Here is a 12282-nt window from a genome sequence, read left to right as displayed (position 1 = left end):
CGAACTGTTACACCGATGTGGGCGTTCCGGGTCAACACGCTCTGCAATCCGGCCGTTCTGGCAGATAACGCGCAAGCAAGCGCGTACAACCTGGAGCCTGACATGAAGAAAGCACTCGCCACCCTGACCACCCTGAGCCTTGGCCTGTTCGCCGCCGGCGCTTTCGCGCAGGCACCCGCCACGCCCGCAGCGCCGGCCGCACCCGCAGCGCCCGCGGCAGCCGCCGCACCGGCCACGCCCGCGGCAGCGGACAAGACCGCCACGAAGACGGCAAAGCCTGCCCACAAGGCGCACGCCAGCCACACCAAGCACACCAAGCACGTCAAGCCGATGACGCCGGCGAAGGCGGCGGCACCGGCACCGGCACCGGCGCCGGCCGCAGCCACGCCGGCCGCACCGGCCAAGCCTGCCCAGTAAGCCGCGAAGCAATGAAGCAATGAAGCAGTGAAGCAGTGCGCGACACGATAGACCGGGGCGTGCCAGGCGGCACGCCCGACCTTGCTAGCGAGATTCTTCCATGCACCTGATATGGACCATCCTGATTGGCTTCATCGCCGGCCTTGTCGCGCGGGCCATCACGCCGGGGCGCGGCCCGAGCGGCTTCTTTCTCACCGCCGCGCTGGGCATCGGCGGCGCGCTTGCCGCCACCTTCATCGGGCAGGCGCTGCGCTGGTACCGGCCCGGTCAGTCGGCCGGCTTTCTCGGCGCGGTGGTCGGCGCGGTGCTGCTGCTCGTTCTCTATCACCTCTTCAACAAGAAAGACTGAGCCAGGAACACACGATGGGATGGACAGATCTGTTGCAGCAGGCCGCGGGCGCGCTCGGCGTCGACGGCGGCCAGTCATTCGAGCAGGCAGCGCGCGAGGCGGCGCCCGGTGCGCTGGGGCAGGGCCTGGCCGATGCCTTCCGCTCCGGCCAGACCGCGCCATTCTCCGAGATGGTCGGCCAGTTGTTCGGGCAGTCCAACGGCACCCAGCAGGCCGGCATGCTCAATGAACTGCTGGCCCTGGTGGGGCCGGCCGTGCTGTCGCAGGCCGCCGGCGGCGCGCTGGGCAGCGTGATGGCGCCGGGTGCCACGCAGGTGAGCGCCGAGCAGGCCGGCCAGCTTACGCCGGAACAGGTGCAGGCCATCGCCGCCCATGCCGAGCAGGCGCACCCGGGCGTGGTCGAGCGGCTGGGGCATTTCTATGCCGAGCATCCGACCCTGGTCAAGACGCTGGGCAGCGCCGCGCTGGCCATCGCGCTGGCCAGGCTGAAAGAGCGCCAGCAGGGCTGACGCCGCCACAATGCCACAGGAAGTGGAGCCCTGGCCCCCGCAAGGCCGGGGGCTTCATTCGCAACGGTGCCCGGGGGCACCGTTTTTTTTGCCCTGTCTTGCTCTGTCGCCGCGCACTCAGCGTCGCGCGCGCGTGTCCGACGGCCGTTCGCCGAATGCCTGCCGGTAGTCCGCGGCGAATTGTCCGAGATGGCCGAAGCCCCAGCGTGCCGCGATCTCCGTGACCGAAGCGGGATCATCCGGCGCCTGCAGCGCCGCCCTTGCGCGCTGCAGGCGGACCTCCTTCAGGTAGCGCATCACGCCGATGCCGCGCCACTGCTGAAACGCGCGCTGCAGCGTACGCGCGCTGCAGCGCGCGGCGGTCGCGATGGCCGAGACCGTCAGCGGCTGGCCGGCGCATTCGTCGATGAAGGCGGCCGCGCGCTTCACGCAGGCAGGCGCGATGCCGCCGCCCGCGGGCATCGCCTCGGCGAGCTGTTCGCCGAACAGGCTCATGATCAGCATCTCTTCCGCCAGCGGCAACTGCATCGCCTTCAGCGCCGGTGGTGTGTCGGGATGCAGGAGCTGCCGGAGCGCCTGCACCGACGCAAGCCAGCGCTCACGGCGCCGCGCCTCCAGCAGCGCGCACGATGACAGCGCGCCCGGCGGCTCGCGGCCACACACGCGGCGCCACAGTTCGGCGATCCGCTGCGTGTCGATGCGCACGCCCATCTGCACATTGTCTTCGCTGTAGTGGAATTGCGCGCGTTCGTTCGAGGCGACCAGCACGGTCGAACCGGGGCCACCCGCGTGCGCGAGCCCGCCGCTACGGATGTCCGCATGCCCGGCCAGCGTGGTGAGCACGAGCACGAAACTGCCGAAGATCTCGGGCCGGATGGTGATCTCCGTCCCGTACGCGAACCACGAGAGCGCGCTGCTGTCGCCCTCCAGGTTGAACAGGGTGGCCGGCTTCGCGCGGCGCCGCGCCGCGGTGAAGCGATAGGGGCGGTAGATCCTGCCGATCTCGCGGCGGGCGTGTTCCAGATCGTCCGATTCGAACAGCAGCGCGCCAGGAGGGATGTCGCTGGCACACAGCAGCGGTGCAAATGGCAGTGGGGGCATGCCGGAGCGGGAGAGCAGGTCGTTCACGTTTGTCCCTCCTGGCGGAAGCAGGCACGGGCAGCGGCGGTGCGATGAAAAACGGCGCGTTTCGGATGCCCGTGGCACGGAATCGATAGCTGCCCGGAAACGCGCCGGCGATCATGGAGCCGTGTTGAACCTTGGACGGAGCGTGCGCAGCCATGAAACTTTCGATAGGCAGGAATTATACGGCGTACATCAACGGCGGCTTCGCGCGGCAGGGCGGCGCGACCTTCGCCGCGCTCAACCCTGCGACGGGGGAACACCTGGCGGATATCGCGCGATGCGGTGCCGCCGATGTCGCCGCGGCGGTCGAGGCCGCGCGACGGGCATTTCCCGCCTGGAAGGCGACGAGCTACGAAACGCGGGCCGCGCTGCTGAACCGGCTGGCCGATGCACTGGAGCAGGCGCTGCCGCGCCTCGCGACGATCGACGCGATGGATATCGGCCGGCGTATCGCCGAAACACGTCTCGATCACGAAAAAGCCATTGCTCAATACCGATATTTCGCCGGAGCGATTCTGACGCATGAAGGCTACGGAAGGCCGATTCCCGACGGCTACCTGATCGCGAAGCGTGAGCCGATTGGCGTCGTCGGCCAGATCATTCCCTGGAACGTGCCGGCATTGATGGTTGCCCTGAAGGTGGCGCCGGCCGTGGCGGCGGGCAACACGGTGGTGCTCAAGCCGGATGAGAACGCCTCGCTGTCGACGCTGGCGTTCGCGGAAATCGCCGGCAGCATTTTCCCGCCGGGCGTGATCAATGTCGTGCCGGGGTTTGGCGACGAGGTCGGTGCCGCGCTGACTTCGCATCCGGGCGTGGCGAAACTCGCCTTCACCGGCAGTCCGGAGGTCGGGCGGATCATCGGCCGCGCCGGCGCCGACCGACTCGTGCCGGTATCGCTGGAGCTGGGCGGAAAGAGTCCCAACATCGTGTTCCCGGACGTGGGCAATCTCGACGCGGTCGTCGACGACGCGCTGTTCGCGGCGATGTACTGCAACGGGCAGTCGTGCCTCGCCGGCACGCGGCTCTTCGTGCATGACGACATCTATGCCGCCTTCGTCGACAAGCTGGCGGCCGGCGCGGCAAGCATGAAGGTCGGCGCTCCGCTCGACGAGACGGTTCACCTGAGTTGCCTCGTGTCCGCGAAGCAGGGCGAGCGGGTACTCGACTACATCCGCATCGGCAGGGAAGAGGGCGCGAAGGTGCTGTTCGGCGGCGAGCGCGTGCAGGTGGCCGATTGCGATGCCGGTTACTTCATCGCGCCGACCTTGCTGGAAGTGCGCAACAGCATGCGTGTCGCGCAGGAAGAGATCTTCGGCCCCGTGCTGAGCATCATCCGCTGGAGCGATGTCGACCGCATGCTGGCGGAGGCGAACGACGTGCCGTACGGGCTCGCCGCCGGAATCTACACCACGGATCTCGAACAGGCGATGCGGACGGCCGATGCGCTGGAGGCGGGCTCGGTGTGGATCAACCAGTATTTCAACCTCGCGAGCGGGGTGCCGTTCGGCGGCATCAAGGAGAGCGGGATCGGGGTCGAGCATTGCCACGAAACCCTCAAGCTCTATTCGCAGCTGAAATCCATCACGATCCGCAACCGCATCGGCGAACCGTGGTTCGTCGCCTAGCTTGTTTGTGATGTGACACAGGACGCCAACGACAGACGCGGCCCGTTCCTCCGGTTCAGGGTCGCGCAGATCACTGAGGAGACACGCCAATGAACACGCCCCCTTATCGCGAAATCGTCGCCGCCGTCACCCGTTCCAAGGGTGCGCCATTCCTGCTGGAGCCGGCCCGCCTGCGCGCGCCGGTGGACGACGAGGTGCTGGTACGTATCGTCGCGGCGGGCATGTGCCATACCGACCTGATCATCCGCGACCAGTACTATCCGGTGCCGCTGCCCGCCGTGCTGGGGCACGAAGGCGCGGGCGTCGTCGAAGCCGTCGGCCCTGGGGTCAGGTCGCTGGTGCCAGGCGATCACGTGGTGCTCAGCTACGGCCATTGCGGACATTGCCTGACCTGCGCAGCGGGACGGACGTCGTATTGCGCGGACTTCTACGCGCAGAATTTCGGCGGTGGCGGGCAGGATGGGCGCGGCGCGATCACGGCGCCGGACGGGACGCCGATCCACGACCACTTCTTCTCCCAATCCTCGTTCGCGACGTTCGCGCTGAGCCGTGAACGCAGCGCGATCAAGGTGCCCAGGCATGCGCCGCTGCAATTGCTGGGGCCGCTCGGCTGCGGGATACAGACGGGCGCCGGCGCGGTCATCCATTCACTGAAAGTGACGCCGGGCAGCCGCTTTCTCGTGCTTGGCGCTGGCGCGGTCGGGATGTCCGCGGTGCTCGCCGCCCGGCTCGCCGGCGCCGCAACCATCATCGCGCTCGACATCGTGCCCGGGCGCCTGGCGCTCGCACGCGAGATCGGCGCGACGCATGCGCTCAATAGCCGCGACTCCGGCTGGGTCGATGCCGTTCGCGCCATCACCGGTGGCGGCGTCGATTTCGCGCTCGAGTCGACCGGGCGGCCGGAGATCCTCGCGCAAGGCGTCTCGGCGCTCGCGCCGCTGGGCGTGCTCGGCGTCGTCGGCGCCTCCCCGCTAGGGACCAAGGCGGGATTCGACCTCAACGAGCTGATGATCGCCGGCAAGCGCATTCAAGGCATCTGCGAGGGAGATAGCGTACCCCTCAGATTCATTCCCGAGCTGGTGGAGCTGCATCTGCAAGGCCGCTTCGCCTTCGACAAGCTGGTAACGTTCTACCCGTTCAACGACATCAACCGGGCCGCGGCGGACAGCGAAGCCGGCACGGCGCTGAAGCCGATCCTGCTCATGGATAGCGCCGCCGAGCTTTGAAGCTTTGAGGCCCTGAAGCTCGGGCGCCGGGCAGCACGCTCTTTTCTTGCAAGCAACGATACGCATCCAAACATGACGACCACACTCTATCGCGGCATGGACCGCCCCGCTCTCGACGCCGCCTACGACAACACCAAGGCCATCCCCGACTTTCCCGCCGTGCTGGCGGACTTCCGGGCGCGCAGCGCGGCGCTCTACGCGGCTGCGTCGTGCCGGCGCGACCTGCGCTACGGCGATTGTCCCCGCGAGCGCTACGACTGGATCGCCTGCGGCCAGCCCGACGCGCCGACCTTCGTCTTCATCCATGGTGGCTACTGGCAGAACTGTGACAAGGAGGACTTCGCCTTTATCGCCGGCGGGCCGCTCGCGCGGGGCTTCAACGTGGTCCTGGTCGAGTACACGCTCGCGCCCGAGGCATCGATGACGCGGATCGTCGGCGAGATCGGCCGCCTGCTCGACCACCTGGCGGCGGATCGCGATGGTCTCGGCACCGCTGGCCGCCCGCTCGTGCTGAGCGGGCATTCGGCGGGCGGGCACCTGACGGCGCAGTTCCGCGCGCATCCGGCCGTGACGGCCGCGCTGCCGATCAGCGCCCTGGTCGACCTGGAGCCGATCGCGCTGTCGTGGCTCGATGACAAGCTGAGGCTGTCGGCGCAGGAGGTCGATGCCTACAGCCCGCTGCGCCATGTCGGCAAGGGTGCGCCGACCGTGGTCGCGGTCGGCGGCGCGGAACTGCCCGAGCTCGTGCGTCATTCGGACGAGTATGCGGCAGCCTGTGCCACGGCCGGCGAAGCGGTCGAGCTGATCCACTTGCCGCATTGCACGCACTTTTCGGTACTCGACGACCTGGCGCGTCCCGACGGCCGCTTGCTGCAGGCGCTGTCGGCACGCCGGGTGGAGTGAAGGATGGCGTGATCGGTGCCGGGCGCCACCGGGCGCCACCGGGGTGAACGCCGTGCCGGCAGGGCCGGCGCTGCTGCAATGCGATGGACGGCAGGTGGAACGCCGGCCATGGCAAGGCCGGCGATTCCGTTCGGAACGGTGCCCGTGGGCACCGTTTTTTTTCTTGCATACTCGCCAGGCGGACTTCGCGGCACGCACGAGAGACGCTGTGTGTGCCGCGCGCCCGTCCTGGCGCGCCGCCGGTGCCGATGGCCGGCAGCCAGCGGCGCGGGGGCTCAGCCTGGTGCCGGATCAGAACGCATAGCGCACGCCCAGGGTGCCCTGCAGCGAGTGACCGCTGCCGCCGAACACCTGCATCGGCCGGATGCAAGGCGGTGGCGGCGGGAGGGGAAGGGAAGGGCATGGACATCGCGGAAACTCTGGAGCGGGTGTTGGACGGAGATGCCTGCGGGGGCAGGAGCGGTCCTGGGGACGGCGCGTACGCGCCAAGCCGGACCTGGCGGGAAAGTCCGGCACGCCGCGCGGCTTCGTCGGTCGCCGCCCGTTTCTCTCGCGCCGGGCGGGGTTTCCCCCCGGCTTTGCGCGCGTCGGCTGCCGTGCGTGGACGCGCGCGCATGCCGCCTTCAGTCAGCCAGAAAGTCAGCCAGGGCGGGATGGCCCGCCCGCGCCATCGGCCCCGCCCGCTTCGCCTACGTGGGTCCTACTCCGCATCGGCCGCCGCCGTCTCGGCTGCTCCCGTCTCGCCGTCGATCCGCTTCATGTTGTCCAGGATCTTCAGCAGGTAGTGCAGGGCGTGCGTCACGTCCTCCGTCGAGAAGCCCACCAGCAGTTCGCGGTAGAAGTCGGCGATCTTGGGCTGGGCCAGCACCAGCCAGACGTGGCGCCCGGACTCGGTCATGGTCACGATGCGCGAGCGCCGGTCGGCCGGGTCCGGCGCGATGCCGACATGGCCATCGCGCTCCATGCGGCTGATCAGTCCGGACAGGTTCTGGCGGCTGACCATCAGGTAGCGCGCCAGGTCGCCGATGCTCATGCCCGCCTTCGCCTTGTCGCGCGAGAGCGCGCCGAGCACCGCCCACTGCTGGGTGGTCAGTCCTTCCTCTTCGACGGCACGCGATCCGGTTTTATGCAACATATTTGCACATTGGTAGAGCCGGAAGAACAGGTTGTTGGCCAGCGTCAGCTTAGCGTCTAGCGTCAATTGATTAGGGTTATCCATGGGAATTCCAAAGGCGAGCGACTTGCAATCGGGCGTGGCTATGCCTAATATACGTCAACATATTTACGTTATTGGCTTATCTCACCGACCTGCGATGACGCGCAGGCCGGATCACATCCAGCAATCCGACAAGTCACAAGGAGGCATCATGCAACGATTCGAGGGCAAGACGGTAGTGGTTACCGGTGGTGGCGGAGGCATCGGCGGCGCCACCTGCCGCCGCTTCGGCCGGGAGGGCGCGCGCGTGGCGGTGTTCGACCGCAACGCCGAGACCGCCGAGAGCGTGGCGGCGGCGATCCGCATGGACGGCGGCAGCGCCGAGGCCTTCGCCTGCGACATCACCGACCGCGCCAGCGTGGATGCCGCCGTGGCGGCGACCGCCTCGCGCCTTGGCCCCATCGACGTGCTGGTCAACAACGCCGGTTGGGACGTGTTCAAGCCCTTCAACAAGACCGTGCCGGCCGAGTGGGAGCGCCTGATCGCCATCAACCTGGTCGGCGCGCTGCACATGCATCACGCGGTACTGCCCGGCATGGTGGAACGCAGGTCCGGCCGCATCGTCAACATCGCCTCCGACGCCGCCCGCGTGGGCTCCTCGGGCGAGGCCGTGTATGCAGCCTGCAAGGGCGGCCTGGTGTCCCTGTCCAAGACCCTGGCGCGCGAGCATGCGCGCCACGGCATCACCGTCAACGTGGTCTGCCCGGGCCCGACCGACACCGCGCTGTTCGCCGAGTTCAAGGAGGGCGCGGGCGACCCCGACAAGCTGGTGGCGGCCTTCGCGCGCTCGATCCCGCTGGGCCGCATCGGCCAGCCCGACGACCTGCCCGGCGCCATCCTGTTCTTCGCCGGCGACGATGCCGCCTTCGTCACCGGCCAGGTCCTGAGCGTGTCCGGCGGCCTGACCATGAACGGCTGAGGGCCGCACGCGCCCCCAACGCCATCCCGACGCCATCCGCAAGCCATCCGCAAGCCATCCGCGCGTAACCCAGCACAAACCGAAGCCACCGCAGGCAAGGAGACGACCATGAGCACCATTCCCTTCGAAGACATCCTGTACGAGGTCCGCAACGGCGTGGCCTGGATCACCATCAACCGGCCGGAGAAGATGAACTCCTTCCGCGGCCAGACCTGCGATGAACTGATCCGGGCCCTGAACAAGGCCGGCTATGACAAGAGCGTCGGCGCCATCGTGCTGGCCGGCGCCGGCGAGCGCGCCTTCTGCACCGGCGGCGACCAGTCGGCGCACGACGGCAACTACGACGGCCGGGGCACCATCGGCCTGCCGATGGAGGAGCTGCACGACGCCATCCGCAACGTGCCCAAGCCCGTGATCGCGCGCGTGCAGGGCTTCGCCATCGGCGGCGGCAATGTGCTGTGCACGATCTGCGACCTGACCATCTGTTCGGAGAAGGCGATCTTCGGCCAGGTGGGGCCCAAGATGGGGTCGGTCGATCCCGGCTATGGCACGGCCTTCCTCGCACGGGTGGTCGGCGAGAAGAAGGCCCGTGAGATCTGGTACCTGTGCCGCCGCTATTCGGGACAGGAAGCCGTGGCGATGGGCCTCGCCAATGCCTGCGTGCCGCACGAGCAGCTCGACGCCGAAGTGCAGAAGTGGGGCGAGGAGCTGTGCGAGCGCAGCCCGACCGCGCTGGCCATCGCCAAGCGCAGCTTCAATATGGACACCGCGCACCAGAGCGGCATCGCCGGCATGGGCATGTACGCGCTGAAGCTGTACTACGACACCGAGGAATCGCGCGAAGGCGTGGCGGCGCTCAAGGAGAAGCGCAAGCCCGAGTTCCGCAAGTACGCGAAGTAGGCGCCGATACAAGCGCCGATACAAGCAGCGGAACCAGCGCCCGAGCCGGCGCGACCGCTGCCCGGATCTCACCATGCGGCGCGGCGCGTCCCCGCGCGCCCGCTCCTTTTTGCCCCGCCTTGCCCAGGAGACAAGCCGATGAACCCCTATCTCAATGAAGACCTCGTCACGCTGGGCGACCACGCCCGGCGTTTCGCCACCGAGCGCATCGCGCCGGGCTACCAGGAGCGCGACGACACGCGCGTACTCGACCGTACCCTGATGCGGGAGATGGGCGAGATGGGTTTCATCGCCCCGGAACTGCCGGAAGCGTATGGCGGCCAGGGCCTGGGCTGCCTTGCCGCCGGCGTGATCCACGAGGAGGTGGCCCGGGCCGACCTGAGCCTGTCCTATATCAACCTGCTGGCTTCGCTCAACGGGCAGATCCTGGCGCACCACGGCAGGCCGGAGGTGGTGCGCCCCTGGCTGACGCGGCTCACGCGCGGCGAAGTGCTGCTGGCGATCGCGCTGACCGAACCGCGCGGCGGCTCCGATGCCGCCAACCTGCGGCTGCGGGTCGAGCGCGTCGGCGACGAGTACGTCATCAACGGCGAGAAGACCTCGATCTCGGCGGCCGACCAGGCCGATGCGGCGGTGGTGTTCGGCCGCACCGGCAGCATCGAATCCGCGGCGCACGGCGTGACCGCGCTGCTGGTGCCGATGGACCTGCCCGGCATCACGACCAGCCGCTTCGACTGCCACGGCCAGCGCGCCATCGGGCGCGGCTCGATCTTCTTCGAGAACGTGCGCGTGCCGCTCGACCACCGTCTCGGTGACGAGAACAAAGGCTTCGTGCAGGTGATGCAGGGCTTCGACTTCTCGCGCGCCCTGATCGGCCTGCAGGTGCTGGCGGTGGCGCGCGTGGCGCTGGAGGAGACCTGGGCCTACGTGGCCGAACGGCAGGCGTTCGGCAAGCCGCTGTCGGCCTTCCAGGGCGTTTCGCATCCGCTGGCCGATTTCGACACCCAGGTGGTGGCGGCACGCCTGCTGTGCCTGCAGGCGCTGTGGCTGAAGGACAACGGCGCGCCGCACAGCGCGGAGGCCGCCATGTGCAAGTGGTGGGCCCCGAAGCTGGCCTACGACGTGGTCCACCAGTGCCTGCTGATGCACGGGCATGGCGGCTATGACCGCGGCCTGATGGAGCAGCGCCTGCGCGATGTGCTGGGCTTCCAGATCGGCGACGGCACCGCGCAGATCATGAAGACCATCATCGCCCGCGACCGCGCCGGCCGCGCCGCGGTGCCCGCCTGAGCCGGCGCGCGTTCCCGCGCGGCCTGGCGCGGCCTGACCACGTCATCCCGCCACCCGCCGACACGCGCCACCAAGCCACCACACAAGAAGGGAGACAACACATGGAATTCGACGCCGTCCTGCTGCCGCCGCGCCGTGCCGCGAGCATTGCCCGGGGGGAGTGGCTCGACCGCACCATCAACGACGCGCTCGACGCCTGCGTGCGCGACTGCCCGGACCAGCGCGCGCTGTGCGCGGTCAGCCTCGACCGCGGCGAGACGCGCGCCTTCACCTACCGCGAGCTGGCGGCCCTGGCCGACCGTATCGCCGTGGGCCTGGCACGGCTGGGCGTGGGCCGCAACGACGTGGTGGCCATGCAGCTGCCCAACGGCTGGCACTTCACGCTGCTCTACCTGGCCTGCTCGCGCCTCGGCGCCGTGCTCAACCCGCTGATGCCGATCTTCCGCCAACGCGAGCTGTCCTTCATGCTGCGCCATGGCGAGGCCAAGGTGCTGGTGGTGCCGCGCCGCTTCCGCGGCTTCGACCATGAAGCCATGGCGCGCGCCCTGCTGCCGGAGCTGCCGGCGCTGCGCCGGCTCGTGGTGGTGGATGGGGAGGGCGCCGAGAGCTTCGATGCGCTGCTGGCGGCGCCCGCCTGGGAGCGCGAGCCCGACGCGGCCGCCATCCTCGCCGCCGGCCGGCCCGGCCCGGACGACATCACCCAGCTCATCTACACCTCGGGCACCACCGGCGAGCCGAAGGGGGTGATGCACTCGGCCAATACCCTGTTCTCGAACATCGCGGCCTATGCGCAGCGGCTGCATCTCGGCCGCGACGACGTGATCCTGATGGCCTCGCCGATGGCGCACCAGACCGGCTTCATGTACGGGCTGATGATGCCGATCCTGCTGCAGGCCGGCGTGGTGCTGCAGGACATCTGGGACCCGGTCCGGGCGGCGGCGCTGATTCGCGCGCATGGCATCACCTTCACCATGGCGTCGACGCCTTTCCTGACCGACCTGACCCGCACCGTGCGCGAGGGGGGAACCGGTGGAGAGGGCGGCGAGGGTGGCGAGGGCCTGCCCAGCCTGCGCACCTTCCTGTGCGCAGGCGCGCCCATTCCCGGCCCGCTGGTGGAGCAGGCGCGCCGGGCGCTGGGCGCGAAGATCGTCTCGGCCTGGGGCATGAGCGAGAACGGCGCCGTCACGCTGACCCGTCCCGAGGACGACGACGTGCGGGCCTCGACCACCGATGGCTGCCCGCTGCCCGGGGTGGAAGTGGCGGTGGTCGACGCCGCCGGCGAGCGCCTGCCGCCCGGCGAGGCGGGCCGGCTGCTGGTGCGCGCCTGCTCGAACTTCGGCGGCTACCTCAAGCGGCCGCAGTGGAACGCCACCGATGCCGACGGCTGGTTCGACACCGGCGACCTCGCGCGCCTGGATGCCGAGGGCTACCTGCGCATCAGCGGGCGCAGCAAGGACGTGATCATCCGTGGCGGCGAGAACATTCCCGTGTTCGAGATCGAGGCCCTGCTGTACCGGCACGAGGCGGTCGCGCAGGTCGCCATCGTCGGCTATGCCGACGAGCGCCTGGGCGAGCGCGCCTGTGCCGTGGTGGTGCCCAAGGCCGGCCGCCGGCTCGACTTCGCCGGGATGGTGGATTTCCTCAAGGCCCAGAAGGTGGCCATCCAGTACATCCCGGAGCGGCTGGTGCTGTGCGAGGCGATGCCGGCCACGCCCGCGGGGAAGATCCAGAAGTTCCGCCTGCGCGACATGCTGCGCGATGGCACCCTGTAGCGCCGCGCCGGCCCGCCGCCCGCGGCGGCCG

12 protein-coding genes are annotated in these 12282 nt (G+C 69.1%); 10 read left to right on the top strand and 2 right to left on the bottom strand.

All coding sequences use genetic code 11. The features are described from left to right. The first annotated feature begins 102 nt into the window (after positions 1-102). The 3 genes from BKK81_RS31265 (at position 103) to BKK81_RS31255 (ending at position 1275) form a co-directional block, all read left to right on the top strand. Complete coding sequence (locus tag BKK81_RS31265; RefSeq protein ID WP_071021105.1) at positions 103-417, top strand: hypothetical protein; 315 nt, start codon at positions 103-105, stop codon at positions 415-417. A 100-nt stretch (positions 418-517) separates the two neighbouring features. After that, positions 518-766 carry a GlsB/YeaQ/YmgE family stress response membrane protein gene (locus tag BKK81_RS31260; RefSeq protein ID WP_071021103.1) on the top strand — a complete coding sequence of 83 codons (249 nt, stop codon included), beginning with the start codon at positions 518-520 and terminating at the stop codon, positions 764-766. Positions 767-780: 14 nt separating this feature from the next. Further along, on the top strand, positions 781-1275 hold the full coding sequence (locus BKK81_RS31255; RefSeq protein WP_071021100.1) for a hypothetical protein: 495 nt from the start codon (positions 781-783) through the stop codon (positions 1273-1275). Between the two features lie 117 nt (positions 1276-1392). On the opposite strand, the gene BKK81_RS31250 is transcribed toward BKK81_RS31255, so the two are convergent. Continuing rightward, positions 1393-2403 carry an AraC family transcriptional regulator gene (locus BKK81_RS31250; protein ID WP_071021098.1) on the bottom strand — a complete coding sequence of 337 codons (1011 nt, stop codon included), beginning with the start codon at positions 2401-2403 and terminating at the stop codon, positions 1393-1395. A 152-nt stretch (positions 2404-2555) separates the two neighbouring features. On the opposite strand from BKK81_RS31250, the gene BKK81_RS31245 reads away from it, so the two are divergent. From BKK81_RS31245 to BKK81_RS31235, 3 genes are all read left to right on the top strand, one after another. Continuing rightward, complete coding sequence (locus tag BKK81_RS31245; RefSeq protein ID WP_071021095.1) at positions 2556-4025, top strand: aldehyde dehydrogenase family protein; 1470 nt, start codon at positions 2556-2558, stop codon at positions 4023-4025. 89 nt (positions 4026-4114) lie between these two features. Next, the gene (locus BKK81_RS31240; protein ID WP_071021092.1) at positions 4115-5251 is read left to right on the top strand and encodes an NAD(P)-dependent alcohol dehydrogenase; all 1137 of its coding nucleotides are present in this window, start codon (positions 4115-4117) and stop codon (positions 5249-5251) included. A gap of 72 nt (positions 5252-5323) precedes the next feature. Beyond that, positions 5324-6154 carry an alpha/beta hydrolase gene (locus tag BKK81_RS31235; protein WP_071021089.1) on the top strand — a complete coding sequence of 277 codons (831 nt, stop codon included), beginning with the start codon at positions 5324-5326 and terminating at the stop codon, positions 6152-6154. Positions 6155-6854: 700 nt separating this feature from the next. On the opposite strand, the gene BKK81_RS31230 is transcribed toward BKK81_RS31235, so the two are convergent. Continuing rightward, positions 6855-7373, bottom strand: coding sequence for a MarR family winged helix-turn-helix transcriptional regulator (locus BKK81_RS31230; protein WP_071021086.1), 519 nt, complete (start codon positions 7371-7373; stop codon positions 6855-6857). A gap of 148 nt (positions 7374-7521) precedes the next feature. Here BKK81_RS31230 and badH point away from each other — a divergent pair, with 148 nt between their 5' ends. The 4 genes from badH to aliA all read left to right on the top strand — a co-directional run bounded on the left by badH (position 7522) and on the right by aliA (position 12251). Continuing rightward, complete coding sequence (gene badH / locus BKK81_RS31225; protein ID WP_071021083.1) at positions 7522-8289, top strand: 2-hydroxycyclohexanecarboxyl-CoA dehydrogenase; 768 nt, start codon at positions 7522-7524, stop codon at positions 8287-8289. Positions 8290-8406: 117 nt separating this feature from the next. Further along, positions 8407-9189 carry a 2-ketocyclohexanecarboxyl-CoA hydrolase gene (badI, locus tag BKK81_RS31220; protein ID WP_071022734.1) on the top strand — a complete coding sequence of 261 codons (783 nt, stop codon included), beginning with the start codon at positions 8407-8409 and terminating at the stop codon, positions 9187-9189. A 138-nt stretch (positions 9190-9327) separates the two neighbouring features. Further along, positions 9328-10479: a cyclohexanecarboxyl-CoA dehydrogenase gene (gene aliB, locus BKK81_RS31215; protein WP_071021081.1), complete on the top strand. Its 1152-nt coding sequence runs from the start codon at positions 9328-9330 to the stop codon at positions 10477-10479. Positions 10480-10580: 101 nt separating this feature from the next. Then, on the top strand, positions 10581-12251 hold the full coding sequence (aliA, locus tag BKK81_RS31210) for a cyclohexanecarboxylate-CoA ligase (protein WP_071021078.1): 1671 nt from the start codon (positions 10581-10583) through the stop codon (positions 12249-12251). Positions 12252-12282 lie beyond the last annotated feature (31 nt).

It is taken from the genome of Cupriavidus sp. USMAHM13 (assembly GCF_001854285.1).
GTDB classification, from domain to species: domain Bacteria; phylum Pseudomonadota; class Gammaproteobacteria; order Burkholderiales; family Burkholderiaceae; genus Cupriavidus; species Cupriavidus malaysiensis.
This window is presented reverse-complemented; position numbering and strand designations above follow the sequence as displayed.